Annotated in this window: 24 protein-coding genes; 11 read left to right on the top strand and 13 right to left on the bottom strand. The window is 37.8% G+C overall.

The features are described from left to right. Window positions 1-72 precede the first annotated feature (72 nt). A complete protein-coding gene (locus AC1M9M_RS05380; RefSeq protein ID WP_481595811.1) occupies window positions 73-1026 on the bottom strand; it encodes an ABC transporter substrate-binding protein in 954 nt (317 codons plus the stop codon). 156 nt (window positions 1027-1182) lie between these two features. Next, complete coding sequence (locus AC1M9M_RS05385; protein WP_481595812.1) at window positions 1183-1800, bottom strand: rhomboid family intramembrane serine protease; 618 nt, start codon at window positions 1798-1800, stop codon at window positions 1183-1185. 159 nt (window positions 1801-1959) lie between these two features. Here AC1M9M_RS05385 and nfuA point away from each other — a divergent pair, with 159 nt between their 5' ends. The 3 genes from nfuA (at window position 1960) to AC1M9M_RS05400 (ending at window position 6422) form a co-directional block, all read left to right on the top strand. Next, window positions 1960-2598: a Fe-S biogenesis protein NfuA gene (nfuA, locus tag AC1M9M_RS05390; protein ID WP_035269609.1), complete on the top strand. Its 639-nt coding sequence runs from the start codon at window positions 1960-1962 to the stop codon at window positions 2596-2598. A 223-nt stretch (window positions 2599-2821) separates the two neighbouring features. Continuing rightward, window positions 2822-5080 (top strand): TonB-dependent receptor domain-containing protein, encoded by a 2259-nt coding sequence (locus tag AC1M9M_RS05395; protein WP_481595813.1) that lies wholly within the window; start codon window positions 2822-2824, stop codon window positions 5078-5080. A gap of 91 nt (window positions 5081-5171) precedes the next feature. Then, entirely contained in the window at window positions 5172-6422 is a 1251-nt protein-coding gene (locus AC1M9M_RS05400; protein WP_481595814.1) for a class I SAM-dependent methyltransferase, read from the top strand. A 28-nt stretch (window positions 6423-6450) separates the two neighbouring features. Here the strand turns inward: AC1M9M_RS05400 and AC1M9M_RS05405 are convergent, their stop codons facing one another. Together AC1M9M_RS05405 and AC1M9M_RS05410 are read right to left on the bottom strand one after the other, a co-directional pair. Further along, window positions 6451-7452, bottom strand: a complete 1002-nt coding sequence (locus AC1M9M_RS05405; RefSeq protein WP_481595815.1) for a hypothetical protein — start codon at window positions 7450-7452, stop codon at window positions 6451-6453. Between the two features lie 17 nt (window positions 7453-7469). Further along, a complete protein-coding gene (locus AC1M9M_RS05410) occupies window positions 7470-8480 on the bottom strand; it encodes an alpha/beta fold hydrolase (RefSeq protein WP_481595816.1) in 1011 nt (336 codons plus the stop codon). A 319-nt stretch (window positions 8481-8799) separates the two neighbouring features. Between AC1M9M_RS05410 and AC1M9M_RS05415 the strand changes: the two genes are divergently transcribed. Then, window positions 8800-9414, top strand: a complete 615-nt coding sequence (locus AC1M9M_RS05415; protein ID WP_035266649.1) for a carbonic anhydrase — start codon at window positions 8800-8802, stop codon at window positions 9412-9414. Window positions 9415-9490: 76 nt separating this feature from the next. Here the strand turns inward: AC1M9M_RS05415 and AC1M9M_RS05420 are convergent, their stop codons facing one another. Then, the gene (locus AC1M9M_RS05420; protein WP_481595817.1) at window positions 9491-10135 is read right to left on the bottom strand and encodes an arylesterase; all 645 of its coding nucleotides are present in this window, start codon (window positions 10133-10135) and stop codon (window positions 9491-9493) included. Between the two features lie 41 nt (window positions 10136-10176). On the opposite strand from AC1M9M_RS05420, the gene AC1M9M_RS05425 reads away from it, so the two are divergent. Then, window positions 10177-10890: an ABC transporter ATP-binding protein gene (locus AC1M9M_RS05425; RefSeq protein WP_481595891.1), complete on the top strand. Its 714-nt coding sequence runs from the start codon at window positions 10177-10179 to the stop codon at window positions 10888-10890. After that, the gene (locus AC1M9M_RS05430) at window positions 10887-13373 is read left to right on the top strand and encodes an ABC transporter permease (protein WP_481595818.1); all 2487 of its coding nucleotides are present in this window, start codon (window positions 10887-10889) and stop codon (window positions 13371-13373) included. The genes AC1M9M_RS05425 and AC1M9M_RS05430 overlap by 4 nt, the downstream gene beginning before the upstream one ends. 31 nt (window positions 13374-13404) lie before the next feature. Here AC1M9M_RS05430 and AC1M9M_RS05435 read toward each other — a convergent pair whose 3' ends face one another. Continuing rightward, window positions 13405-14217: a rhomboid family intramembrane serine protease gene (locus tag AC1M9M_RS05435; protein ID WP_481588885.1), complete on the bottom strand. Its 813-nt coding sequence runs from the start codon at window positions 14215-14217 to the stop codon at window positions 13405-13407. A gap of 76 nt (window positions 14218-14293) precedes the next feature. Between AC1M9M_RS05435 and mtgA the strand changes: the two genes are divergently transcribed. Together mtgA and ppk1 are read left to right on the top strand one after the other, a co-directional pair. Continuing rightward, window positions 14294-14968 (top strand): monofunctional biosynthetic peptidoglycan transglycosylase, encoded by a 675-nt coding sequence (mtgA, locus tag AC1M9M_RS05440; protein ID WP_035266660.1) that lies wholly within the window; start codon window positions 14294-14296, stop codon window positions 14966-14968. A 124-nt stretch (window positions 14969-15092) separates the two neighbouring features. Next, the gene (gene ppk1, locus AC1M9M_RS05445) at window positions 15093-17171 is read left to right on the top strand and encodes a polyphosphate kinase 1 (protein ID WP_035266707.1); all 2079 of its coding nucleotides are present in this window, start codon (window positions 15093-15095) and stop codon (window positions 17169-17171) included. 51 nt (window positions 17172-17222) lie between these two features. On the opposite strand, the gene oxyR is transcribed toward ppk1, so the two are convergent. The 4 genes from oxyR to rubA all read right to left on the bottom strand — a co-directional run bounded on the left by oxyR (window position 17223) and on the right by rubA (window position 20564). Then, a complete protein-coding gene (gene oxyR, locus AC1M9M_RS05450) occupies window positions 17223-18128 on the bottom strand; it encodes a LysR family transcriptional regulator OxyR (protein ID WP_481595819.1) in 906 nt (301 codons plus the stop codon). A 16-nt stretch (window positions 18129-18144) separates the two neighbouring features. After that, entirely contained in the window at window positions 18145-19080 is a 936-nt protein-coding gene (locus AC1M9M_RS05455) for an alpha/beta fold hydrolase (protein ID WP_092766881.1), read from the bottom strand. A 61-nt stretch (window positions 19081-19141) separates the two neighbouring features. Beyond that, entirely contained in the window at window positions 19142-20320 is a 1179-nt protein-coding gene (locus AC1M9M_RS05460) for an NAD(P)/FAD-dependent oxidoreductase (RefSeq protein ID WP_481595820.1), read from the bottom strand. 79 nt (window positions 20321-20399) lie between these two features. Continuing rightward, a complete protein-coding gene (gene rubA / locus AC1M9M_RS05465; protein WP_000760495.1) occupies window positions 20400-20564 on the bottom strand; it encodes a rubredoxin RubA in 165 nt (54 codons plus the stop codon). A 491-nt stretch (window positions 20565-21055) separates the two neighbouring features. Here rubA and AC1M9M_RS05470 point away from each other — a divergent pair, with 491 nt between their 5' ends. Beyond that, window positions 21056-21592: an adenine phosphoribosyltransferase gene (locus AC1M9M_RS05470; protein WP_481594407.1), complete on the top strand. Its 537-nt coding sequence runs from the start codon at window positions 21056-21058 to the stop codon at window positions 21590-21592. Between the two features lie 31 nt (window positions 21593-21623). Here AC1M9M_RS05470 and AC1M9M_RS05475 read toward each other — a convergent pair whose 3' ends face one another. After that, on the bottom strand, window positions 21624-22136 hold the full coding sequence (locus AC1M9M_RS05475; protein ID WP_179997703.1) for a YqiA/YcfP family alpha/beta fold hydrolase: 513 nt from the start codon (window positions 22134-22136) through the stop codon (window positions 21624-21626). A gap of 249 nt (window positions 22137-22385) precedes the next feature. Here AC1M9M_RS05475 and lysS point away from each other — a divergent pair, with 249 nt between their 5' ends. Together lysS and AC1M9M_RS05485 are read left to right on the top strand one after the other, a co-directional pair. Further along, entirely contained in the window at window positions 22386-23915 is a 1530-nt protein-coding gene (gene lysS / locus AC1M9M_RS05480) for a lysine--tRNA ligase (protein ID WP_092766879.1), read from the top strand. Between the two features lie 301 nt (window positions 23916-24216). Next, window positions 24217-25665, top strand: a complete 1449-nt coding sequence (locus tag AC1M9M_RS05485; protein WP_481595821.1) for a capsule assembly Wzi family protein — start codon at window positions 24217-24219, stop codon at window positions 25663-25665. A 48-nt stretch (window positions 25666-25713) separates the two neighbouring features. Here AC1M9M_RS05485 and AC1M9M_RS05490 read toward each other — a convergent pair whose 3' ends face one another. Both AC1M9M_RS05490 and AC1M9M_RS05495 read right to left on the bottom strand, forming a co-directional pair. Continuing rightward, a complete protein-coding gene (locus AC1M9M_RS05490; protein ID WP_092766877.1) occupies window positions 25714-26241 on the bottom strand; it encodes a hypothetical protein in 528 nt (175 codons plus the stop codon). A 15-nt stretch (window positions 26242-26256) separates the two neighbouring features. Further along, window positions 26257-26700, bottom strand: coding sequence for a GNAT family N-acetyltransferase (locus AC1M9M_RS05495; protein WP_092766876.1), 444 nt, complete (start codon window positions 26698-26700; stop codon window positions 26257-26259). Between the last annotated feature and the right edge of the window lie 135 nt (window positions 26701-26835).

Raw genomic sequence — 26835 nt, forward strand, 5'->3', positions numbered from 1 at the left:
GATATTGATTGAATTATTACGAGATATTTCTAAAAAAAGGAAGCCGAAGACTTCCTTTATAAATAAAATCAATTATTTAGTATTTTTTATACCATTGATCAATTCTTCTAACATAAATGCAGTGTTATCTAAGCCAGCGCCCGTTAAATACCAGGCATCGGCATCAACAAAGATGACACGATTCTCTTTGATTGCTTGACTATTCTTGAGTAATGGATGTGATTGAATATGTTGTTTCGCAGCATAGTTTTGCGTGTTTACAGCACCACGGTCTAACACAATGATGAAATCAGGATTTTGTTTTATTGCTTGTGCTAGACGCTCTAAATTGCGTTGCGCGGCAGCAAGCGCTTCTGGTGAGTTTGGAGCAGGTCGAGTACTTGAGGCTTGAGGTGCTGCAGTCGGCACCACTGACTTTAAGCCAGAAATATCATAGGCAAATCCAAATCTTTCATTCTTTGCATGCGGTATAAAATTATCACCCATGGCAAAAAGCATCAGGCCGGATTTGCCTTTAGTGAGTTGTTTAAGTTGTGCTTGAAGGGCATAGACATGATCTAATTTAGATTGTGCGAGTTGTTCCTTATTAAACATTTTTGCTAAAAAAAGTGTGCGGTTTTTCAGGTCTTGATTGAAGTTTTGAGTATCAGGCCAGAGGTTGATTGCAGGTGCAATTTTTTTGACCTCATTTAATTTTGCAGCAGAACGCCCGCCGACAATGATGAGATCTGGCTTTTGTTCTTTTAATAAGGTTTGGTTGGGTTCAAATAAAGATCCAGCCTTTAAATATTGTTTGTCATTAAATTTTTTCAAAGCACCAACAAAAGTAGTTTCGGGTACGATTGATGCTTGAATACCTAAAGCATTCAGTGTATCCAACGCGGATAGTTCGTACACAGCCAGCTTCTGTGGTGTATTTTGAAGTTGAATAGTTTGATCTTGATAAGTGAATTGAACAGGTTGAGCATATGAAACAAAGGCACTGAATGAAAGAATGAGTGCCAATGGAAGTTTAATGTAAGTCATATCAATACCTCGAGGTTTGATAAAAGCTTAACATGAATATATAAATGATAATCATTATCATTGTTGAATTTGTGTTTTTGATTTATTTACCAGCATCAACTTTGAATTTAAGGGTATTTGTGCGGAGTGTTTTAACCCTCCGCAATGATCAAAGAATTAGAAAGGTAGTTGAAGCAACTTGCTGAAGAAGTGTGGAATAATTTGAGGTTCAATCAATATCGTTACCACGACACCGTAGGCTGCACCCCATAAATGTGCGCTATGGTTGATGTTACTGTTTCCACGTTTACCTGACCAAATACTATAAGCAACATAAAGCACGGCAAAAATAATGGCTGGAACAGGAATAAAAAAGACAAATATCAGTTTCCAGGGCTGAAATAAAATATAAGCAAACAAGACTGCTGACACTGCTCCAGAAGCCCCTAGACTTGCCCAGCGGTGATCATTTTTATGTTTTAAATAGCTTGGAATAATTGCCGCGATTAAACCGCCTAAATAGAACAGAACAAATCCGAGTTCATATAAGTATTGTCGATAAAAACTCTCAATTACACTTCCAAAGAAAAAGAGTGTGATCATATTGAACAGTAGATGTGTTCCATCTGCATGTATAAAACCATGCGTGATAAATCGATCGTATTGACGTTTCTGCATGGCTGGAGGCCAAAAAATCAAACGATTCATAATATTTTGATTGGAAAATGCAACCAGTGAAATGGCAACCGTAATTAAAACGATGGTGACAGTATGATTAAAAGGTAAATCAAGCATATGGATAAGATTGAATAAATTGCTTTAATTCTGTTCATCATGCCATTTTTTTAAATTTAATTGTTATTAATATAATAATTCTGACAAATTTAGTTGAATTTTAAATATTACCCCCGATCTTCAGTTAAAATAGAGTCTTCAGCTTGAGGAAAAATTGTTATGTCGACTGAGAACACCAGCACTGCAGTTGCTGAAGAAATTCCAAATTTATTAATTACACCAACTGCGCAAGAGTATTTGTTTGAACTTTTAGAGAAGCAAAATACTCCTGGTATCGCGGTACGTGTTTTCGTAGAACATCCGGGTACACCACGTGCTGAATGCTGCATGGCGTATAGTGCACCAGATGAAGTCGTTCCAACCGACTATAAACAAGAATATCCAAAATTTGCTGCATATATTGATACACCATCAATCCCATACTTATTGGATGCAGTGATTGATTACAACAAAGATCGCTTTGGTGGTCAGTTAACTTTCCGTGCACCTAACTCGAAAGTGCCACGTGTAGGTCCAGATGCATCGATTGAAGAACGTATAACCTATGTATTACAGTCAGAAATTAACCCTGGTTTAGCAGGGCATGGTGGAAACTGTGCATTGGTTGAAGTGGTTGAAGATGCTGAGCATGGTTTAACAGCGGTCTTGAAATTTGGTGGTGGCTGTCAAGGGTGTTCAGCAATTGATGTGACACTTAAACAAGGTGTTGAAGTTACGCTAAAACAGCATATCCCAGAGTTACAACGTGTTGTGGACCAGACAGACCACAGCCAATCAGAAGGCGCTTATATGAAATAAGTTGCCTTTAAATTTACAAAAGTTGATTTGAAAAGCTCCCATTAAAAGGGGGCTTTTTTTTTATGAAAACTGAACAAAATGAGTAATATCAATAAAATTGAAATGTAAAAACAAAACTATAAATGAGAATAGTTATCATAATCTATTGCAAAGTGATTATCATTTGTTACAATGCGACACAATTCGAACAAGATCTCTCCACACATTCTTTGGTAATTACACAATGCAAAAGACATTTTTAAAATCTAAGTTAGCGTTTGCTGTCTTAACCACCATGTCGGTTTCAAGTTTTGCACAAGAGCAAATTGGTCAAGATACTAATGCAAAACAAGATACAACTAAGTTAAAAACAATTGTCGTAACTTCAGCGAGTGGTTATGAGCAAAATATAGCGGATGCTGCTGCTACGATTTCAGTGATTACTGCCGAAGAATTAGAAAAGAAATCTTATAGTGATGTAACTGATGCATTGAAAAATGTTCCAGGTGTATTTGTACAAGGCGGTGGAACGAACCAGACGATCTCCATTCGGGGTATGGGATCAGCTTATACCCTATTTTTAGTAGATGGACGTCCAATGAATGATGGTAGTCTTTTAACAACAAATGGGGGGGTTCAAGGAGCATCAGTAAACTTCTTACCGCCAATAGAATCGATTGAACGTATTGAAGTGATTCGAGGCCCGTCATCCTCTCTATATGGTTCTGATGCAATGGGTGGTGTAATTAACATCATTACTAAAAAGCATCAAGATCGTTTGACTGCAAGTATTCGAACAGAATATATCAAAGCTGGTAAATCGAATGACGTTAACAACGACGCAACCAATACCAGCTTGTATGTAAATGCACCATTAATTGATAAGCTTCTTTCGGTTCAAGTTACAGCTGGTCTTCAAACGATTGAAGAAAGTTCATTACAAAAAAATACAGCCGAAACAGGTGAGAGTGAACCAGATTTTCAAAAAACAAATCTAGGTACAAAGTTTGTTTTTACACCAGATGAAAAAAACACACTCACTGCTGAATATGTAAGAACTCAACAAGAGCGTACACACAACCCAGGTAAAAGTTATACCCAGTATGTTTCAGTAACGGGTCCTAAAGTTGATATTGATGGTAAAGATTTCGTTCTATCTAATGGAAATTATTATCCAGCATATAATACGAATAATCGTAATGATGATGGTGAGCTAATCTATCGTTCAGATGTCGTACCGAATACAGGGACTTACTCAGAATTAGAAAAAAATAATTTTAGCCTTACTCATGATGGTGAGTACGGCAATCTAAAACTCACTTCTTACTTGCAATATGATAAAGATAAAAATAATGCAATTACAGGGCGTACTGTGGGTAAAGTTCAAAATCCAGGGGGGATTTTATTTGAGACTATCACAGCCAATACACAAGGAACGTACTTTTTCGAAGATCATAGTCTGACCATTGGCGGGCGATATTTAAAAGAAAATCTTGAGGATGGTACAAGTAACCAAAATGCAGCGATGGCTGGTAAAGTCACTAAAATGGATCGATATCAATGGTCTATTTTTGCAGAAGATACTTGGAATGTCAGTGATAAGTTAGCACTAACCTTAAGTGGTCGTTTCGATGAAAATGAGTTTTTTGGTGATAATTTCAGTCCAAAGGCATATGCAGTTTATAAAGCTACAGACAACGTGACTTTAAAAGGAGGTGTAATTTCAGGCTATAAAGCGCCGAGCTTACGTAATTCTTCTCCAGATTACATGCTGAACTCAATGGGCGGGGCAATTATGCCAAACCCAAATTTAAAGCCAGAAACCAGTTTAACGTATGAAACAGGTTTTGCATTCACTCATCCTGAATTGGGTTTATCTGCAAGTCTTATGGTCTATCAAACTGACTTTAACGATAAAATTACTCGATCTGGTCGTTTAGATGGTAGTCGACTTCCCCCAAAAAATGACGGTGAGCCGCCTTACACTCAATCTGAAATTAATGATTTCGTTGATAGCAGTGCTTTCTATCAGTCCAACCCTAATCTGCCATATAACGCAAATGGTTATACACTCAACTATAACATTGATAAAGCCGAAATTAGAGGGCTTGAACTGACCACAGATTACAACATTACAGATTACTTAAAATATAGACACTCTTATACATTCACAGATAGTGAGCAAAAATCTGGACAGTATGAAGGTAAACCATTGAATAATTTGCCTAAACATATGTTTAATGCAGGCTTAGATTGGGACTTTAATGATCAATTGTATTTATGGACTCAATTGAATTATCGTGGCAAAACAGTGGGTGATACCGATGGAGATAAAACACCAGCTTATACATTTGTAGATGTTGGAGCTGTGTATAAGTATAGTGACCAATTCCAGCTATCTACTGGTGTATATAATGTTGCAAACAAAAATGTACTGAAAGATGGAAATGATTGGGTGCTTGATGGTCGACGTTACAGCTTTGCCTTGAATTATAAGTTTTAATGTCTTGTGCTTGGAGTGAGAGCGAGAATCTCACTCCAAGCTTTGAATAGTCGAGTTTAGAAGGAAAATAATGAAGCGCGTCGATGGCTATGTGGTTGACACCATCTATCCTATGTTTTTTTATCCAGAGATGCAGCCAATTTGGCTGAGTACAATCAGCCAATTTCAAGGTTATATAGCGCCAGATATATCTCAAAATTTTCGATATTTAGAGTTAGGTTGTGGTTGTGGTCTTAACTTGATTGTGGCAGCAATTGCAAATCCGCACGCTGAGTTTGTCGGAGTGGATTTTAATGACAAACACATACAACGAGCTACAGAGCTTGCTCAATCCTTACAGTTAAGCAATATAAGATTCTTAAATATAGACTTTGAAAAATTTAACAAAAATAATAATGAAGTGTTTGATTTCATTGTCTGTCATGGAGTGTATTCTTGGGTTTCTGAACACAATCAATATTTTATTAGGCAGATTCTAGATAAATCTTTAAAGGACCAAGGGCTATTCTATTTACACTATATGTGCTTTCCTGGATCCGCTACTTTACAGCCTATTCAAAAAATCTTTAACTTGGTTGATAAAAATACGTCTCAGCAATCTGCTCAAAGTATTGAATTGTCTACAGCACTAGTGAGTGAATTAAATCGGAGAGGCGCTTTTATTGGATATGACAAAATACAAGGAATTGTGAATACATTAAAAAATGATACCAATTATCTCGCTCACGATCTTTTAACTGATTATTGGCAACCCCTTTATAGTGTAGATGTACATGAGATTTTAAAGATCGAAGCTGATCTATCATATATTGGGAGTGCAGTTCCAACTGAAAACTTAGATTCGCTTAGCATTCCAATCGACTTGCAACAGTTGATATCAGATGTGAATATTTCGAATACAAAAGAGTATCTAAAAGATATTGCTCGGGATTCAAAGCAGCGTATGGATTTGTTTCAAAAAAAATCAGTGAATTACCGTTTTGAAGACCATTTAGGAATTTTACATAAGATTAGATTAGATCTTATTCTTAACAATGAGCGATTGGATAATATTAATTTAAAAACATCAATTGGCCCAATTCAAGCTCCGAAGGAGGTGATCAGTGCCATTATTGAAAGTTTAAGAACAGGTTCTAAAACTTTTCAACAGTTACATCACCTTCCTTGTTTTCAGCAAAATTTAAAACTACTTGTTGAGAGTATTTTTTTATTGATGAATTGCCATTATATCTACCCTATAAGCGAGCATAGAAAATCAAAGGACCTACGTAAAATAGAACGTCTCAATTCATGGCTGAGTGAGCATCAAATTGAGATTCAAATACCGACGACATATTTCTGATAAACCGCTCTAAGGAGCGGTTTTCTAATTAAGATGTGAGAATACTTAGTGCTGGTTCAGAATAGTAGAATTTTTCAAGATATACACGTGCACGTTGTTTAAGGTGTTCACTAGAAATCATATGCTTAATTACGGGGCAGAGTAGAGCACTTAATTCATTTTGAACAAGGCTTTCGTTGATATTGATATCTTGCATGATCAGATCAAAAGAGCGGTCTTGATTATGGCAATACCACGTGTAAATACCATCGTGTACTTGTTGCTTTAGATATTCAGTTTGACGGAGGTTGTCCCAAATATCATGTCCCATTGCCACAGTATTTGGTAGATCATTGATCTCAACATAGTTTTTAACAGCAGAGAGTGGGACTTGCTTTATTTTGTGCCAAAGATTGGCTTGAAAGTGGTATAGCTTATTATCATCAAAGTGTTGGTTAATCACTTGTTCGCTAATTTGACTGATCTTGATAATATTTTTTTGAAGATAATGTTTGACCGTATCATCAAGATTTGAATCAGTGACACTTTCAAGAACTGATTTCCCCATTTTCATAAAGCGGCCGACACCGGGTACTTTTTTATTCATCACTGAATTATCAATATAATCCTGAATAGAATGATGGATTAACTCGGTGAGCATACTCGAAAATGCGGGATTGTTCACAATACGTTTAATTAGAGCTTGGCGGTGAGCACTTTTAGATGAAATATAAAGTGCAATTCGATCAATGGTGTGAACCGAGATAATATCTTCGATTTGAGTCGTTTCATTAAGCGGGTGAACCAACGCAAATCGAATATGCTCCGCAATCTGTTGAATGAGAGAATCAGTTGTAGGTGTATTTAGAATTTGTTTTTGAAGCAGTGCATTAATCGCCTCGAAAGACCAAATTTGCCTTAAAGGTTGTTTTCGAAACCATTGATAAAAATATAAAAATTCATTTTCAATGGTGTCATCTTGAGAAAATTCATGATCAAGAAATGCCAAATGCGCCTCAATCAACTGTTCGATTTTAGGATTTTTTTCCATGAAAATTCTCAATATCCTTAATTTGACGATGACGTTTTAACGGTATTCATCTTATTTAAAAAACTTAAGTAATGTTGCGCCACAAGATCAGGAGTTTCTACGATAGGTGTATGACCAATTTGATCTAATAGAATAGGGGGATGTGCTTTTTTTAAGGCGGTCCCTAATTCATGTGCAACTTCAACATTGACTATCTGATCTTGTTTTCCCCACAAAATCAATGTTTCAACCTCAATATTTTTTAACAATTGAGCAAATGATTCAACGGTGTACTGTTGATTGAGTTTTACAAGCTGATGAATCAGCTCAGATGTATCCGCCGCGCGTTGAATAAGTGCTTGCTCTTGTTGTTTCTTGATTAAACTGGGTACGAAGGGAGCTTTATGCATGACTCTCCTAGAAACATAATTCAAGTCACCAGGTTGTGAGATTAAAAGCTGCTTTAAATAAATTGGGTTATTGAGGAAAAATGTTTTGTTGCTTCTGAATAATCCACCGGCACTGATCAGAAATAAACTTTTCATTTCTTGAGGATATTTAGCAGCATACATCAGTCCGATTGATCCACCGACAGAGTGACCCGCTAGATTAAGCTGGTTTTCAATGCGTAATGCTTCTGCAAAACGACGTAACTGTTCAGTCAGATGAGGAAGTGATAAGTCAAATCCCTTCGGTGTTAGCGTTTGTCCACTTCCAGGCAAGTCAACGATAATGACGCGATATTGCTGTGTGAGATTCCGAGCGACATGATTCCAACTGTCTCGGTTCATGCCTATACCATGAATTAACAGTAAGGCAGGTCGATCAGCAGGACCACCTTCGCTATAAGACCACACAACATCACCGACGCGAATTGTTTTATTGGATAGTCCTGCCCAAGCACGTTCTTCATTTAAAACTTTTTGATAGTCGATGAATTCAACAGTATTTGCTCGGGTAGATGAGATGCCGAGGCTGAGCATTAACGTGAGTAAAATGCAAAATAAATGTTGATGCTTTAATGTGGGTAAAGGAAGATGAACAAACATGCAGGTGAAATCCCTTAAAACAGGGCGACATTATAATCAAGTGACTTTTATAAAGTAGTAGTTAAAAGTAAAAAATAAATCCTATTTTTGTGATAATTGGTTCTCGATTTAAATAAGTTTTACTTCATAAACATAAATTTAAGCGCTGAATCAGCTGCTAAAGTGTTTAGTAAGGAATGATCATAATCATCAGATTTGAAGAAATTGAAGATATTTTTAGCAATTAACAAAAATTGTAACAGAGTTTAAATTTTGTCAGTGACAATCAAAAAGCACAGTATTAAAATTACCTCAAACCTTGATAAACCATGGATACAAGATGCTAACTGCACAAGAAGCTTTAGAACGTTTAAAAATTGGTAATCAACGTTTTGTTGAAGGTCAAACCAAGCATCAACGATTATTGACGCATCATGAGCGCGCTCAGATGGCTGAAACTCAAGAGCCATTTGCGATTGTATTAGGATGTTCTGATTCACGTGTTCCAGCTGAAATGGTTTTTGATCAGGGCTTAGGTGATTTATTTGTTATTCGTGTAGCAGGCAATATCGTAGCTCCATCTCAAGTTGGAAGTGTGGAGTTTGCAGCCGAAAGTTTTAATTGTCCTTTAGTGATTGTATTGGGTCATACACATTGCGGCGCAATCGACTCAACGATTGAAGCATTACGTAATCCTCAACAACCGCCATCTGTTAATTTGATGTCTATTGTCAATCGCGTACGTCCATCAGTCGAAATTTTAATGCAAACTGAGTTAAAAGATGATTTGAAAAAGCTTTCAGTACACGCGGTTCGCTCAAATGTTTTTGCTTCAGTTAACCAGTTGCGCCATGGTTCTGCGGTGTTGGAAAACTTGATTGCACAAGGTAAATTAAAAGTTGTAGGTGCAGAATACTCACTTGAAACAGGTGAAGTTACATTCTTTGACTTCTAATATCAGCATTTTAAAAAAGCCAGCTTAAGCTGGCTTTTTTATTGATTGGGATTTATGGATCTATATGTCTATAACTTTATAGAGCGCCTTTAATATAAGAATATGCATTATTTAAGAGTTTAGGTTGAGCTTGTTCATTGGGATGAATCAGATCTTTTTGCATGAGTTTATTATTTCCAGCAACACCTTCTAGAAAAAAAGGGAGCAACTTCACATTAAATTGCTGGCTCACAACTTTATAATTATTTTCAAAGGCTTTGCTAAACGCTGAGCCATAGTTTGGAGGAATCTTCATGCCAAATATGAGTACTTTGGCATTAGATTTTTGGCTCAATTGAACTAATCGAGTTAGGTTTTGTTGAATCATTTTTGGAGGTTGACCTCGTAAACCGTCATTACCTCCCAATTCAATTACGACAATATCTGGTTTGTGTGTTTGAAGCAATTTAGGCAAACGTGCTAATGCACCACTGGTTGTTTCACCGCTGACACTTGCATTGACCACTCGATGTTGTTTCGGATACTGTTGATCAAGACGTTTTTGCAAAAGATTGACCCAACCTTTCTCGGTGGGTACGCCGTAACCAGCACTTAGACTATCACCAAGAATAAGGATAGTTTTTGCAAAGCTATTGATCGGTAAAAGAAACAGACAACTGCAGATAAATAAAAAGGCAGTTTTTCTCAACGTAACAATATTTAAACTTTGACTGATTTGCATAAAGGCTTTCTATGGTTTGTAATGACTCAACTTCTTCAATCATGCCACAAGCGTTAATTTCTGCACAGCAATTGACACAAACAATACAGATCCAACAAAAAAAGTTGAAGATTTTTGAGAATTTAAATCTACAAATTTATCCTGGCGAGCAAGTCGCAATCACAGGCAGATCGGGTTCTGGAAAATCTACACTCTTGGGAATTCTGGCGACATTAGATCAGCCAAGTTCAGGAACATTGTCGATTAATGGTATAGCAGTTGAGCAATTAAGCGAAGAGCAACGCGCTCAAATTAGACTTGAAAATATTGGTTTTGTATTTCAATCCTTTCAGCTTTTACCTTCTTTATCTGCGCTTGAAAATGTCATGTTACCGCTGAGAATTCAAAAGAATTTTGATTATGCCAAAGCAGAACAACAAGCCCTTTATTGGTTGAATAAATTGGGTTTAGATCGTCAAAGTACTCAAACACCTAAAGTATTGTCTGGGGGAGAGCAACAACGTGTAGCAATTGCACGCGCTTTAATTGCTGAGCCCAAAATTGTATTTGCGGATGAACCAACGGGAAATTTAGATGGGACGACAGCCCAGGAGATTGAACAGCTTTTATTTGATTTGAATCGGGAGCTGGGCACTACATTGGTTTTAGTCACCCATGATCAAAAGCTAGCACAAAAATGTGAGACGCATTATGAATTGATCGATGGTCAATTAGAAAAAGTGCAAGGCGCTTCAGCATCTGGAGAGCGTGTATGAGTGCGCTATTCAAACCTTTGTTGAAGCAAAGTTTTGCTAGCACAGGGATTTATTTGCTCATTTTTGCATTGAGTCTCGCGATTAGTGCGACAACCGCTTTAAAGTTCAGTAATGATCAGATTCAACAAGCTGTTTCATTGCAGGCTGCTAAGCTTCAAGCTGCAGATCTAGTGTTGAGTGATCAATATCCGCTCAATGAAAAATTTAAACAGAAGGCGAACCAACTCAATCTACAACAGTCCCAAGTGACGGTTTTTGGTTCAATGGCACATACTGATGAACAATTTGTCATGGTGAATGTCAAAGCGATTGAGTCCAATTTTCCGCTACGTGGTGAACTCATTATTCAACCTGATCAGACTGCTATTCGGTCAGAAGAGGTATGGCTGAGTCAACGTGCTTTAGATTTATTAAATGTCAAAATAGGGGAGAGGGTTCAAATCGCAGATGCGAGTTTTACAGTCACAGGAGTCATTGAAAAGGATTCTAACCAAGAACTCGGATTTTCAGCCTTTTCACCTACAGTGATCATTTCACAATCTGATGTTGCGGCAACCAATGCGATTCAGCCTGGAAGTCGTATCGAATATCGTCTGCTTATGTCTGGTGAGCCGAATAGACTTAATGAGTTTACGGCTTATTTTGATCAGCTCTATCCTAAAAAAATGATTGAACCAAATGCAGATGATCAGCAAGCAATGGAAACCCAAAGCTCAATTCGCTTGAGAACTGCGGATGAGGCGAATACCCGCTTGATGCGTCCAATTGAAAATCTAGATACTTTTTTACAGCTTGCAAACATTCTTACAATTTTACTGTGCGGTATTGCAATTGCGTTGACCAGTCAACGGTACGTTCAACAAAATCAAGATCATGTTGCTTTAATGAGATGTATGGGGGCTGCAAAGTTCCAAATTCTTAAGAACTATATTGCATTGCTTATGATTGCCGTCGCAATTGCGATGTTCATCGGTACTGGGTTAGGGATTGGTCTAGGCTATATTTTATTGCAGTTTATGTTGCAACTAATTCCGCATTTAGACATCCAATTTAGCTTGTTTGATTTGGTTTTGGGGCCTTTGCCGATTGCAATATTTACCAGTGTCATTGTGATGTTTGGATTTATTGTCCCAAGTTTGATGCAGCTCTTAAATACGCCTCCAATTCGTGTTATCCGTGAGGATGTTAAATCTACGCGTTCTCTCTTGACCTTATTGGGAGCGGGAGCTGTAAGTCTTATTTTATTTTGTATTTTGCTAACTCAAAATATACAGCTCTCATTGCTCGTTATCGGTACGATCCTCGCATTGTGTGCAAGTATGTTCAGCATAGTTTGGTTGCTATTAAAGATGATCAAATCTTTGAAAAATAGATGGTCAGCCTATGTACGTGTACCTAATCAAACAGCACTTCAAATTACTGCACTTGCATTAGGTCTGAGCCTGATTACAGTTCTTGTAGTATTAAGGACGGATCTATTAGATCGTTGGCAGCAACAGTTACCTGAAGGTACGCCAAATCAATTTATTTATGGTCTTCCTCCATTTGAAGTTGAGCAATTTAAAGCTCAGATCGAAAAAGAAGGTTGGCCAAGTACACCCTTGTATCCGAATATCCGCGGACGCCTAATTAAACATAATGGTCAGCCATTTTCAGAATCATTAAGAGCGCAAAATAACTCACTCAGACGAGAGTTGAATTTGACTCAAGCTCAAGGCTATCCAGAAGATAATGTTATTGTCAGTGGGCAGCCACAATTGCAGCAGGTAGGAGATGTTTCTGTTGAAGCAAATCTTGCTGAAGAGTTAGGGATAAAAGTGGGTGATCAACTCAGCTTTAGCTTGCCAGAAGGTGAACTTCAAGCCAAAGTTGTAAATTTAAGAACAGTCGAGTGGGAAAGCTTCAGTCCAAATTTTTTCTTCATTTTTGCACCGAATACGATGGATGAAAATGCTGGAAGTTATTTAGGAAGTTTTTTTGTACCTCAAGATGAAAAATCCAAGTTGGTCAATCTGATTCAGCAGTTCTCAAATACTGTATTTATCGATGTTTCCTTAATTTTAGAGGAAATTAAAAACTTAGTATCTGTTCTGGTTCAGATTATTACCATTCTTGCGCTTCTCGTCAGTGTTTCAGGTTTTTTGGTGTTGATTGCTTGCATTAATTTATTGATGGATGAGCGAAAGCGAGAAGTCGCGATTTTAAGATCATTTGGCAGCTCAAAATCCAATTTGAAAAATATGCTGAGTTTAGAAATTGGGTTTATCGGCTTTATGGCTGGCTTAGTATCGTGTTTTTTTGCTGAGGTCATCAGTGCGATCGCCAGTTATAAAATGGATCTCGCAATACAACCGCATTGGGAAATCTGGGTGATTCTACCTATGAGCATGATGATCTTATGTGCGCTGATTGGTCGTTATCGTTTAAGCTACTTAACTGAGATTCCTCCATTAAAAAGCTTGCGCGAACTCAATCAATCATAAAATTTATGAGGTCTAAAAAATGCAATTGGAATTAATACGCCAATTGCATTTTCATTTGTTGCAACATTTCAGCCCAAATGGGTTGTATTCCGCTCACTAAGCCTAAGTTATATTGATACATGAGCCAACATAAGAAGATGCCTAGAGGAAGTACCACGATGGTAGTGGTGAAGCCTAGTCTAAATCGTTGACCGATGTACCAACATAAAGCCATGACTGCACCCATCAACATTCCACCAATATGCGCTGCATTATTTATTCCAGGGATCATGAATCCCATACCAATATTTAATGCCAAGATGATCAGCAGCGATTTACGATCAAAGAGAAATTGTTGTTGTGGTAAAGGGGGAAAAAGAGATAAGAGCGTTAAAGCACCACCTAAACCCATAACGGCACCTGATGCACCTGCGGATACACGTGGAAATAAATCATGGTTGACATGCTCCAATAACTCGTAACTATTCCGAATATCAATCAGTCCACTGATCAAGCTTCCCATAATGCCTGCTAATAGATACAAGCCTAAAAAATAAACGTGTCCAAGTGTTTTCTCAGCGACATTGCCAAAGATATACAATGCCCACATATTGAGCATTAAATGAATAAGACCAAAATGAAAAAATGTACTGCTGAAGATTCGGAGGGGTTCCTCTAAATAAGTCAGCGGTGCATAATCAGCACCCCAGCGCAAAGCATCTATTGTTGCTGGGTTTGATATATCCACCCCGCTAAAGATTTGCCAGATAAAAAGTCCAACATTCAGTGTAATGATTAAAAACGTAATCTGACTTAAGGGTAGACGTGATTGGCTTTGAAATTGGGGTGGTTGCATTTCAGTCATGTCATTGTATTCTGTGATAATGATATGGATTAAGGTCAAGCATGTACTACGCTAACAAAAGGAGCAACACACTGACATGAAAGCATTTATTGTTCGAACTTTATTGGTCATTGTCAGTATCATCCTTGTAATTCAACTATGGATTTTTTCAAGTCTTGCATGGTGGAGAACCAATGCTGTTGATACAACGATGCTCATGCGTTGGACATATTGGACCGACAGTTCGAAGCCTATTCAGCATCAATGGCGTGATTATGAGAATATCAGTGATCATCTGAAACGTGCGATTATTGCAGCTGAAGATGCTAAATTTATGCAACATCATGGCTTTGATTTTGACGGCATAAAACATGCTTTGGAAAGAAATAAAGAAAAAGAACAAGTGGTTGCGGGTGGATCTACCATTTCCCAACAATTATCCAAAAATTTATTTTTATTTAATAAGCGTTCTTTTTTACGTAAAGGACAAGAGGCTGTCGCTACTGTCATGATGGAGCGTATGTGGTCAAAACAACGCATTCTTGAGGTATACATGAACTCCATTGAATTTGGAGATCATATTTTTGGTGTGGAAGCTGCAGCACGTCATTATTTTGGAAAATCGGCAAGCAGTCTAACACGTGAGCAAGCCGCATTTTTGGCAGCGATCTTGCCGAATCCGCGTTATTATCAACACCACCGTCAAGATCGTAAACTCAAAAATAAACAGCGAATTATTTTGCGTTACATGAATGCTTCAAGAATTCCGTGAGATGTAATTGTCTAAAAAACTTTCGTGAGATCAAAAATGCACAGTGATCATGTGCATTTTTTATGAAATTGTCATAAATTTGAAGCATACTTAAGACAGATCTTTAGCATGCAGGTTTTGTGGTATGAATACCGCGATGACAAATACTCCAACTGAATATACTTATAATGAACGATATATCAATCGTGAACTTTCAATTTTAGATTTTCATCTTCGTGTTTTAGAACAAGCGGTTGATCCATTGCATCCATTGCTTGAGCGAATGAATTTCTTATTGATTTTTTCAAGAAATATGGACGAATTCTTTGAAATTCGTGTTGCGGGTGTTATGGAGCAATTGGAGCTCGGTAATGAAAGCCGTAGTCCAGATGGGTTAACACCAAAGCAAGTTCTTGAGAAAATTTCACAGACTGCGCATGCTGCAATAGAGCGTCAATATCGTATTTTGAATGATGAAATTTTTCCAAAATTACGTGAAGAAGATATCTGCTTCTTACGTCGTGGAGAGTTGACACCTGCTCAATCCCAATGGATTAAAAAATATTTTCAGGAACAAGTTGCGCCAGTACTTACTCCAATTAGTTTAGATCCAGCACATCCATTCCCGCGTTTAGTCAACAAATCACTCAACTTTATTGTCACGCTAGAAGGCAAAGATGCTTTTGGACGACAGATTGATTTAGCCGTTGTCCCTGCGCCACGTTCTTTACCACGTGTGGTTCGTTTACCTGACGAGTTAACCGATGGTAAAGAACACCACGTGATGCTGTCAGCGATTATTCATGAGCATGTTTCTGATTTATTCCCAGGAATGACTGCGACAGGTTGCTATCAATTCCGTGTGACGCGAAATGCGGATTTAGCCCTTAATGAAGATGTCGAAGATTTGGCAAAAGCATTAAAAGGGGAGTTAAACTCTCGTCGATTTGGACGTGCTGTCCGTTTAGAAGTGACAGAAAATTGTCCAAAACATATTTATGATTACCTTCTCAACGAATTCGACTTACATGAAGAACAATTATATAAAGTTGATGGACCTGTGAACTTGGCACGTTTAGTGTCTAATTTTAAACGTCCGCATTTGAGATATGACTCACATACGCCGGTCATTCCTAAAGTATTAAAGAAGTCTGAAAATGTTTTTTCTGCAATGAAGAAACAAGACATTCTTTTACATCATCCATTTGAATCATTTGCTCCAGTTATTAATTTATTACGTGAGGCAGCACGAGATCCACAAGTTTTAGCGATTAAGCAAACATTATATCGAAGTGGGCCTGATTCTGAGATTGTTCAAGTGTTGGCTGAAGCTGCACGTAATGGTAAAGAAGTCACAGCTGTCATTGAACTTCGAGCGCGATTCGATGAAGAGTCAAATATTGCGGTAGCAAATGTTTTGCAAGAGGCTGGTGCTGTGGTGGTTTATGGCATCGTAGGCTATAAAACACATGCAAAAATGATTCTCGTTGTGCGCCGTGAAAATAATAAATTGGTTCGTTATGTGCACTTAGGTACAGGGAATTATCATGCAACCAATGCCCGGATCTATACCGATTACGGATTGATGACAACGGACAAAGAGCTTTGTGAAGATGTGCATCGTATATTCCAAGAGTTGACTGGAATGGGCAAAATGGCAAAATTGAAGAAATTACTTCATGCGCCATTTACGTTGCATACACAGTTAATTAGTTATATTGATGAAGAGATTGCTCACGCCAAAGCGGGTAAGCCAGCTCAGATTATCGTAAAAGTGAATGCGCTGACTGAAGTGCAACTGATTAATAAACTTTATGAAGCATCACAAGCTGGTGTGCAGATTGATTTAATCATACGTTCAATTTGTTGCTTAAGACCGGGTTTACCAGGGCTTTCTGAGAATATCCGTGTACGCTCTATCGTTGGACGATTTTTAGAGCACACACGTGTGTATTATTTTGGAAATGCAGGGCAACCACGACTGTATTGTTCAAGCGCAGACTGGATGGATCGTAATTTATTTAATCGTGTTGAAGTTTGTTTCCCTGTTGAGGATCCAACTTTGAGAAAGCATATTTATCAACATGGTTTATTAAATTATATGAAAGATAATCAACAAGCTTGGTTGTTAAATGGTGATGGAACTTGGTCACGTGCGCAATGCGATGAAGGTGAGACTCCTCATAATGCGCAACATAAATTGCTTGAACTTTTTAAATCTTAAATGATTTTTATAAAAAAAGGAGCCAAATGGCTCCTTTTTTGTGATGGCTTATTAGCAAATATCAGCAGTAATGCGCTGTAGAATTTGTAAAAGGACATCAAATTCGCTTTGCAATGGCGTACTTTTACGCGTCACTAATGACAGAATGCGTGAAGGGGCATTCTCAATTGGTCGGATCACCAAGTGATCATTATTTTTCAGCATATGTGTATTTACCGCAATCTGAGGTAGTAATGTAAAGCCCAGATTAGAACTCACCATTTCAACCAAGGTTGGTAATGAGCTCGCTTTAAGACGATGATCATTTTTGCGTTCACCGATAGGGCATACACTTAAAGTATGGTCTCTTAAGCAATGACCTTCTTCAAGCAACATGAGGTGTGTCAAATCAAGATCTTCTAAAGATTTAGCTTGCGACGTTTTGTGGTCAGCTTTATTTGCAACTAAGTACAAACTCTCTTTCGCAACTTCAGCGACTTTTAAGCCACGTGTGTCGAATGGGAGCGCTAACATGATCATGTCTAAATTGCCATGTTCTAGCTTTTCAACCAAATGTTCACTCTGTGCTTCATGAAGATGCAGTTGAATTTTAGGCAGCTCTTTATGAACTTCTTCTAACAATTGCGACAAAATAAATGGTGCAATCGTTGGAATAATTCCTAAATGAAGATCACCAGTAAGTGGTTCGCTCATCTCACGGCTCAGTCGCATGAGATCTTGAGCATCAGCAAGAAGGACACGTGCTCGTGCAACCACTTGCTCACCGAGAGGGGTTAAACGTACATTTTGGCGATCACGTTCAACGAGAACGCCACCCAATAAACGCTCGAGCTCCATAATCCCGCCAGAAAGCGTAGACTGAGTAACGAATGAGCGACGTGCTGCTTCTGTAAAATGCAACGTCTCAGACAGAGTCACGAGATATGACAGCTGTCTTAGGGATGGTAATGCAGCCATAGTGTCCTAGTGTTTATCATTTAAAATGTTTTGCAAACAAACCACTCAGTTGTGGGATGAAATGCGCAGGAATATCATGCCCCATTCCTTCGATTAATTCAAACTTTGCGCCTGATATTGCTTTTGATACTGCCTTGCCGTGGCTAAAAGGGAGTAGACGATCCTTTGAGCCATGTACAACCAGTGTTGGCTTTTGAATTTGCTTATCGATAGAAACTAATGAGCCTGTACATAATATTGCTAAAAACTGTTGAAGTACACCCGCAGGATGATAACTACGCTTATATAATTTACGCGCGTTTTGAATAACTTCCAATTGATTGACGTAACCAGGTGAACCAATCGTCTGAATGACTTTAATACTATGATTCACAATGCCATCTTCATCATTCGATGCAGGGCGACCAATAAGACTAAATAATTGTTTTGGAAATGGTGGCGGAAGAAATGGCTGATTATTACTGGTAAATAATAATCCTAGTTTATCCACTTTTTCTGGATATTTTGCTGCCAATATCTGAGCGATCATTCCCCCCATTGATGCACCAATAATATGCGCTTTTTCAAGACCTAATCGCTCAATGAGTAACGCTACATCTTCAGCCATATCATATAAATTGTAAGGAGAGCCTTGATTTCCTAGACCAAAAGCAAATCGACCCATAAGTTTAAATGTATTGAGGCGAGGTCCCTTGTGCTTAATTTTTGTTGAGAGGCCAATATCTCGGTTATCGAAACGAATGACTCTGAAACCTTGGTCTATTAAAGATTTGCAAAAAAAATCTGGCCAAAAAAGCATCTGCGCACCCAGTCCCATGATGAGAATAATCGTAGGATGTTCAGCCTTGCCTCCAACTTCAATATGAAGGTCGATCCCATTGCCTAGACTCACTTTACTTTCTTGCATGAATGGAGCATAAGGTGAAACTTGATATTCTAGTGCGTTATTCATTTTTATTGTGTCCAAACTAAAAGGGTACTTTCATTTGAAAATACCCTAAATCTTTGAATAATTAAACGGCAGCTGGAATTAAATCTGGGACCAGTTTGGTCAATGTTAAACGTTGCTTCGCTGCTGTTGGTCCAAGTAGCACAAATCCACGAAGCGTTGATTCTTGGTCAAGTGCTTTAGCAATCATTCCGTCATCGAGTTCTTCAGTTTCCCAAGTTGCCTCTACACCTTGAGGTACAGGTAATACAGTCAGTGGTGCAGCAGGAGTTTTCACTGCGACTGGCATCGCTGGATAATGAACTTGTGTATTTTCACCAGACAATGTTTTAGCTAAAGCACGTGCTTGTTGCATAATTGGCATGACATACGGAAGCAGTAAACCATTCACTTCTGCACAATCACCTAATGCATAAATCTCGGTTTTATTGGTTTCCATTAAAGTGTTAGTCACAATTCCACGGCTGGTATGGATTCCTGCTTCTTGTGCAACTGATGTATTGGGTTGGAGGCCAACAGCGGAAAGAACAACGTCAGCTGTAAAGCTCTGTCCATTTGTAAGCGTTACGGTATAGCTTTCGTCTGAGTTTTTACTTACACGATCTACGGTGGTGCTTAATGCAAACTGAATACCTGTTTCTTCAAGATTTTGCTGGAAAGCATGTGCGACGTGTTCTGGTAGAAGACGACCTAAAGGTTGTGGAGCAAGATCAATCACAGTCGCTTGATGACCTGTGTTCTGTAAATCGTTGGCAAATTCACACCCAATGAGGCCTGCACCTAAAATGACAACACGCTTGTCTTGTTTAAGGTCGAGCTTAGAGCGAAATTCACGATAATCAATCAGTGAGTTAACTACATGAATATCATCAGCGCCATCACCTGAAATGGCTAAACGAATAGGGTTCGCACCTACAGCTAATATTAACTTGCTGTATATAAGGTTTTCAGCTTGTCCATCTTTTGTGTAGGTCAATTGATGTTGATCTGCAGAAATTGAAGTGACAGTCGCATGATGAATAATTTGCATATTCAATTGCGCAGACATTTTCTCAGCATCACCTAAGGCAATTTGTTCTGGCGCTTTTTTACCAACAAGTGCATTAGATAAAGTTGGTTTTGCATAGTTCACCGCATCATCTGAGCAAATCATAACAAGTGCTTGTTCAGCATTCAGTTTGCGAAACTCTCGCGCTAATGTGTAACCTGCCATGCCAGAGCCAACAATGATGATCGGTTGCATAGTACTCTCCAATACTGATAATTTTTTTAGTAAATAAGAAAAAAGACCATATCAAAATGGTCTTTAAAGGAAATCTGAATTAAATTTCAATCATTTCAAAATCTGCTTTTGATACGCCGCAATCTGGGCAAGTCCAATCATCTGGAATATCTTCCCATTTAGTGCCTGCAGCAATGCCATCTTGTGGCCAGCCTTCTGCTTCGTCATAAATCCATCCACAAACGATGCATTGATATTTTTTCATTTGATTCTCCAAAAATACTGACAATTCCATTTATTGGTGTCAGCCAAAATCTTTCTCACACCTAGACTCAAGTGATATGAATTTTTATCGTTCATATTCAAGCAAATTTTTACGCAGTTCGAGGTGGAAAGTAAAGTAAATAACGGAGTTTAGCTGACTAAAAGAGAAGCTGAATGGCAGATTAGGACAAAACGCATGCTAATTATGCTAATGCATGATAGGGCTGAGCATTAAATCTTTGAAATATCTGACAAAATTATATGTATTATGATTTAAAAAAAATTGTCAGACTTTTGTCGCGTATTGATTTACCAGCTATTCATATAAAATTTATACTGTTTGTGTTTTATACTTGTCATTTAATTAAAAAATGGTTTATTAAAAATCAATAAGTTATATTGGTTGGTATTTTTTCTTAGCTTATGTTTGCTATATTTTTTGTCAATAATTCGTTAAAATTTACGCATTCTTTTGTCTAATTTTTATCTCCTATGTCTAATTCTTTGTCTACATCATTGTGGTCACACATTCGTACGGTCCAAGATTTTCCCAAACCAGGAATTTGTTTCTTTGATTTAACTCCTTTGTTCATGCAGAGCATTGCACCTTTAACTGATGCCTTAATCGAAAGTATTCCTGCGGAACAATTGGCAGAAGTAGAGAGTTTCGTTGCTGTTGAAGCACGTGGGTTTGTTTTGGCGAGTTTGTTGGCGCAACGTACTGGCAAGGGTTTGTTGTTGGTTCGTAAAGCTGGAAAATTACCACCACCAGTGATTGGTGTGGGTTATAGCCTTGAGTATGGCATGGACCGTTTAGAAATGTCTGCGGATGTACAGGCTCAAAAAGTGATTATTGTTGATGATGTATTGGCCACAGGTGGTACATTAAAAGCAGTTAAGCAATTGATGGATAAATGTCAGCACACTGTTTTAGGGGCGAGTATTTTCCTTGATTTACCAGACTTACACGCGGATTTAGGAATGAATATTTGGTCAGTTTTGGACGATAAATCAAAACCTCAAATTTAAGTCGAAAAGCCTTGTGATTCACAAGGCTTTTTTAATGTGATTGATGATTTGAGTGGCTGACTAATCCGATCAGGTAATTCAGGCGATCAGGGTTTTCCAGTTGATGACGGCCACCAATAATACTTTCAACGTACATGTATGGCTCTAATAAGTCAGAGGTACTATGCATATCAATCAGTTCATCACCAAGTTCGATATAAGCGATTTGAGATGAGGTTTTGGATTGAAGCTCCTCAATTGTAATCGCTGGATAATCTGGATCGAAAGATGGCATTAGGCTCGGATTTGCAATCACAGCAGGAAGTTGAAATCGATTTGACATCTTTAATGCCCAGTAACCACCTAGACTATGTCCTACTAAAATGTCTGGTTTAATTTTCTCGATCATATCGATATAAAAACGTTCAACAGCAGCGTATTTTAAATTTCGATAATCAACATTAATGCAATATTTATTTTTAGAAAGAATTGCCTGAAACTTGGTAGATTCTCTTGAAGAATCTAATCCATGCATAAACAATACTTTAGGCTCTTGAGTGTTCATAAGTCATCATTAAATCCATTCTATTTTTTATGATTGTTGAAAGTATACTTTTCCACAATTTATAGGATGATTGTAGAGTGCTGTATTCAAAGTACAACTTAGCTTTTGGTCTAAGAAATGTTCAGACCTAGACTTTAGTGGATGAAATTAAGCGTTTTTCAAATGGCTGATTATTTTTTCTAATGCTCAAGTACTTTGAATTCTGCTATGCTATGAAACTTCTTTTTTAAATAAAATTACGAGGCAGAGATGACGCAACAAAACGCTCAATCGACTTCTGAACAAGCCATTTCCGAAAACGATTTAATCGCACAGCGTCATGCCAAGTTAAAACAGATTCAAGATAAGGCTCAAGAGCAGGGTACGAGCCCTTGGCCAAACACGTTTAAGCGTGAACATTATGCACAAGACCTTCAGGATCAGTTTGCTGATAAATCAAAAGAAGAAATTGAAGGCAGTGAAAAAGTTTATGTCAAAGTTGCGGGTCGGGTGATGTTGAACCGCGGTTCGTTCATGGTGATCCAAGACATGACCGGCCGTATTCAGCTTTATGTTGCACGTAAAGAATTATCTGCAGAGACTTTAGACACCATTAAAGGTCTTGATCTAGGTGATATTATTGCCGTTGAAGGTTACATTGGACGTTCAGGCAAAGGTGATCTTTATGTGCATATTGAACATTTTGAACTCCTCACTAAATCACTCCGTCCTCTTCCAGATAAGTTCCACGGTCTAACAGATACAGAAGTAAAATACCGTAAACGTTATCTTGATCTGATCGTTAACGAAGAAACGCGTAAGACTTTTGAAATTCGAGCAAAAGTAGTTGCTGGTATTCGTAACTTCTTGACTGAAAAACGTTATATGGAAGTTGAAACGCCAATGATGCATGTGATTCCAGGTGGTGCTTCTGCGCGTCCATTTGAAACGCATCACAATGCCTTAGACATGCCATTATTCTTACGTATTGCACCAGAACTTTACTTAAAGCGTTTGGTTGTAGGTGGTTTTGAACGTGTGTTTGAGATTAACCGTAACTTCCGTAATGAAGGTGTGTCTACACGTCACAACCCAGAATTCACCATGATCGAATTCTACCAAGCTTATGCAGACTACAAAGACTTGATGGAACTGACAGAGCAAATGCTAGAAAAACTAGCAATTGATATCTTAGGTTCGACAGATGTACCTTATGGCGAAGAAGTGTATAGCTTCAAAGGTCCATTCAAGAAAATCTCAATGTTTGATGCAATTCTTGAACATAACCCACAATTTACACCTGAAAATGTAAATGATCGCGAGTTCTTAGCTGAGTTTGTTAAGAATGAACTTAAAGAGCAAGTGAAGCCCGGTTTTGGTCTAGGTAAGCTTCAAACGATTGTATTTGAAGAAACTGTTGAAACGAAACTTCGTCAACCGACCTTCATTACTGAATATCCTGCGGAAACCTCTCCATTGGCACGTCGTAACGATGACAACCCGCACATTACTGACCGTTTTGAATTCTTTATTGGTGGTCGTGAGCTTGCAAATGGCTTCTCAGAGTTAAATGACCCAATTGACCAGGCTGAGCGTTTCCAAGCACAGGTAGCTGAAAAAGATGCGGGTGATGATGAAGCAATGCACTATGATGCCGACTTCGTTGAGGCGCTTGAATATGGTTTACCTCCTACAGCAGGTGAAGGGATTGGTATTGATCGTCTGGTAATGCTATTTGCCAATGCGCCAAGTATTCGCGATGTGATCTTATTCCCACATATGCGTCACAAAAATGCGTAATAGTGAAATTAAAAAAGCCCTTCTTTGAAGGGCTTTTTTAATTTTTCTTAACATAAAATTAAAATTAAATGTTTTTTAGTGTGAGTTTATTTTGAGGTTTTAATCACAAAATATTTGATTAAGGTGATAAAAAATATAGAAAATTATCATTAAGGCTAATCTGTTTAACCAGCTGTATGTTTATCAAAATATTTATACAATGTTATTAAATGTATCTAATTAAAGACTTAATGTAAAGTTAATGGATTTATAAATTAAAAATTCAAATAATCAATAAGATATAATCCTAAATTGATTTGTGATGAACCCGAATAGACTTATAAAAATCCTATCATCGAGCTTACTATTTTCTAGTCCACTGGTGTTTGCCAATGGTATTCTCCTCAACGATGAAAACCTGAGAGATGATTTAAATTGGCTGAATCAACAAGGTGTGATTCAAATAAGCACCTCGACATGGCCGCTAAGTGGTGATGAAGTCCAACGTGCCCTCAACAATGCTAAAATTAACTCCATTGAACAACAAAAGGTTATTCAGGAAGTCGAAAGAGCGATTAAGCAGCAAAATGAAACATTAAAAGTTGATGCTTTCGCGGAGAGTGATCAAAAGAAAATCCCACAATCTTTTGCCGATCATCAAAAAGCACAATATGCGCTTGGTGCAGAGTTAAATCTTGGGGGGCAAAATTGGGATGCGAAGCTCAAAGTTAGAGGTGAAAAAGACCCTCAGATAGACAATGGGCAAGACGTTAACCTAGAAGGCTCATATCTTGCGGGTAAACTTTGGAATCAATGGCTCATTGCTGGTCAGATTCCAACCTACTGGGGACCTGGACACGATGGTAGTTTGATACGTGGAGATGCAAGTCGACCAGTATATGGTTTCACTCTACAGCGTGCTGAACAGTCTGCTTTTGATCATAAATGGCTATCATGGATCGGGCCTTGGCAATACCAAGCTTTTGGCGGCCAGTTAGATGATTATAAAGCAGTTCCTGATGCTAAAATTATTGGTTTACGTTTGACCGCACAACCACTACCTTATTTAGAGTTCGGTGCATCACGCATTATTCAATGGGGTGGTGAAGGTCGCCCTGAGGATTTAGGAACTCTCTGGGATGCTTGGATTGGTAAAGATAATGTTTACGGGGATACTGTTAATCCATCTAACCAGATTGCTGGATTTGATGCGCGTTTGAATCTAAGCTATTTATTGAACCAGCCAATCGGCGTCTATGCTCAATACGTGGGGGAAGATGAAGCAGGTGGCTTACCTGCTAAGAAAATGTATCAGGCTGGGGTGGATTATTCTTCATCTTTAAAAAAAATGCCTTATCAGGTTTATGCTGAGTGGGTAGACACCACTACAAATGGGAAGGCCCAAGGAATATCTTATAATCACAGTGTTTATACAGATGGATATTATCAACATGGCTATCCTCTTGCACATGCGATTGGAGGAGATGGTGAGATGATTTCTTTGGGTGGAAATATTCGTTTTGATGCCATGAATAGACTTTCAGGTCGCGTATTATTTGCAAAAGTAAATCAATCAAATCGAGATACCAATGTTGCATTTTCTGAGGAAGATGATATCCAAGCATTAGATTTAACTTGGACGCATTTTGTGAAGCCGAATTTGCCATTAAAGATTAATGGTTGGATTGCAGATTCAGATCGTCATGGTAATGATGCAGGTGCTTCTGTTGGTATTGAAATACCTTTAGATGTCAAAAAACTGGGACGTTAATATTCTTAGATTAGTATTTGAAAAAGCCACCTAAAAAGGTGGCTTTTTTTACATGAGACTTGTTTGTATCCGAACTTTCATTTCTAAGCTAAGTTGCGCGATATAATCCTTCATCCATGGGTAATTCTGTCCCATTGGATTTACTTTAGTGGCTGTGTCTAAAAAACTAAGCTCAGGCTGAATGAATAATTGCTTTTCTAAGCAGTCTTTAAATTGCTCAGCGTTCGCATATAAATCTGTTTCAACTACAAAAAAATGTTTAGGATAATTGTAAAAGGCGTAGCACAAATTAAAAGCTTTTTGATTGCCTTTTAAATGACCAATACTAATTTCACTTCTATGATCTTGATTGCTATGTGTAACGCCAATCAAGAACTTTAGTTTTTGATCAGTATGTTCAACAGCAAACTGTAAGCCAATTTGATCAGCAGTTAACTCGTGCTGAACAAAAATATTTAAAGCAGAACCATTTTCAGTAAACGGTTCTTGTAACACTAGAATTTGATGATGCTGATAAATATGACCAGCAATTTGAGCTCGCTCTAAATGTTGTTTAAGAGATTCAAGGCTAAGCATGGGAGATAAAAATAACTAATTTAGAGATTTTTTATATTGAATGAATCCTGTCTCGGTTGCAACACGATTATACAAAAGTCTAGCGTTATCATTGCTTTTATGGGTTAGCCAATACACTCTATCATAACTATTTTTACATTCGTCATAGCTAAATTCTATTAATTTCCTGGCTAAGCCCTGATTCCTGTAATTTGCATCAATAAACAAATCTTGGAGATAACAATAAGGGAGTTTAGTCCAAGTGCTTGCGTGAGAAATGAGATGTACAATTCCGACGACGTTTTGATTTTTTATAATGGCATAGCCAAACATATCGGTTTGCGACGCATCAGATAATCGTTTGAAAGTCAGAGCCGCTTGTTGAGGATTCAATTCGGTCTTGTAGAATTCTAGGTAAGCTGACCAAAGGGCTAACCATTCTTGGTATTTTATATTTGAAAGGCCTGTAATTGTTATCATAATTAGATTGTCTCTTTGCTTATATTCTATTTGAGTATATTAATATAAAAAAACGAGATAAAGCTCCGTTGTCTAAATCACTATAATGAATATAAATTTTCAAAAGTGTCATAAGTACACATATTCTAGCTGGTG

This window comes from Acinetobacter sp. ANC_7503, assembly GCF_056780035.1.

Bases quoted from the DNA above. Each gene is read 5' to 3' on its own strand.
- AC1M9M_RS05380 (WP_481595811.1), bottom strand. From the start codon at position 1,026: ATGACTTACATTAAACTTCCATTGGCACTCATTCTTTCATTCAGTGCC.
- AC1M9M_RS05385 (WP_481595812.1), bottom strand. From the start codon at position 1,800: ATGCTTGATTTACCTTTTAATCATACTGTCACCATCGTTTTAATTACG.
- nfuA (WP_035269609.1), top strand. From the start codon at position 1,960: ATGTCGACTGAGAACACCAGCACTGCAGTTGCTGAAGAAATTCCAAAT.
- AC1M9M_RS05395 (WP_481595813.1), top strand. From the start codon at position 2,822: ATGCAAAAGACATTTTTAAAATCTAAGTTAGCGTTTGCTGTCTTAACC.
- AC1M9M_RS05405 (WP_481595815.1), bottom strand. From the start codon at position 7,452: ATGGAAAAAAATCCTAAAATCGAACAGTTGATTGAGGCGCATTTGGCA.
- AC1M9M_RS05410 (WP_481595816.1), bottom strand. From the start codon at position 8,480: ATGTTTGTTCATCTTCCTTTACCCACATTAAAGCATCAACATTTATTT.
- AC1M9M_RS05415 (WP_035266649.1), top strand. From the start codon at position 8,800: ATGCTAACTGCACAAGAAGCTTTAGAACGTTTAAAAATTGGTAATCAA.
- AC1M9M_RS05420 (WP_481595817.1), bottom strand. From the start codon at position 10,135: ATGCAAATCAGTCAAAGTTTAAATATTGTTACGTTGAGAAAAACTGCC.
- AC1M9M_RS05425 (WP_481595891.1), top strand. From the start codon at position 10,177: ATGCCACAAGCGTTAATTTCTGCACAGCAATTGACACAAACAATACAG.
- AC1M9M_RS05430 (WP_481595818.1), top strand. From the start codon at position 10,887: ATGAGTGCGCTATTCAAACCTTTGTTGAAGCAAAGTTTTGCTAGCACA.
- AC1M9M_RS05435 (WP_481588885.1), bottom strand. From the start codon at position 14,217: ATGACTGAAATGCAACCACCCCAATTTCAAAGCCAATCACGTCTACCC.
- mtgA (WP_035266660.1), top strand. From the start codon at position 14,294: ATGAAAGCATTTATTGTTCGAACTTTATTGGTCATTGTCAGTATCATC.
- ppk1 (WP_035266707.1), top strand. From the start codon at position 15,093: ATGAATACCGCGATGACAAATACTCCAACTGAATATACTTATAATGAA.
- oxyR (WP_481595819.1), bottom strand. From the start codon at position 18,128: ATGGCTGCATTACCATCCCTAAGACAGCTGTCATATCTCGTGACTCTG.
- AC1M9M_RS05455 (WP_092766881.1), bottom strand. From the start codon at position 19,080: ATGAATAACGCACTAGAATATCAAGTTTCACCTTATGCTCCATTCATG.
- AC1M9M_RS05460 (WP_481595820.1), bottom strand. From the start codon at position 20,320: ATGCAACCGATCATCATTGTTGGCTCTGGCATGGCAGGTTACACATTA.
- rubA (WP_000760495.1), bottom strand. From the start codon at position 20,564: ATGAAAAAATATCAATGCATCGTTTGTGGATGGATTTATGACGAAGCA.
- AC1M9M_RS05470 (WP_481594407.1), top strand. From the start codon at position 21,056: ATGTCTAATTCTTTGTCTACATCATTGTGGTCACACATTCGTACGGTC.
- AC1M9M_RS05475 (WP_179997703.1), bottom strand. From the start codon at position 22,136: ATGAACACTCAAGAGCCTAAAGTATTGTTTATGCATGGATTAGATTCT.
- lysS (WP_092766879.1), top strand. From the start codon at position 22,386: ATGACGCAACAAAACGCTCAATCGACTTCTGAACAAGCCATTTCCGAA.
- AC1M9M_RS05485 (WP_481595821.1), top strand. From the start codon at position 24,217: ATGAACCCGAATAGACTTATAAAAATCCTATCATCGAGCTTACTATTT.
- AC1M9M_RS05490 (WP_092766877.1), bottom strand. From the start codon at position 26,241: ATGCTTAGCCTTGAATCTCTTAAACAACATTTAGAGCGAGCTCAAATT.
- AC1M9M_RS05495 (WP_092766876.1), bottom strand. From the start codon at position 26,700: ATGATAACAATTACAGGCCTTTCAAATATAAAATACCAAGAATGGTTA.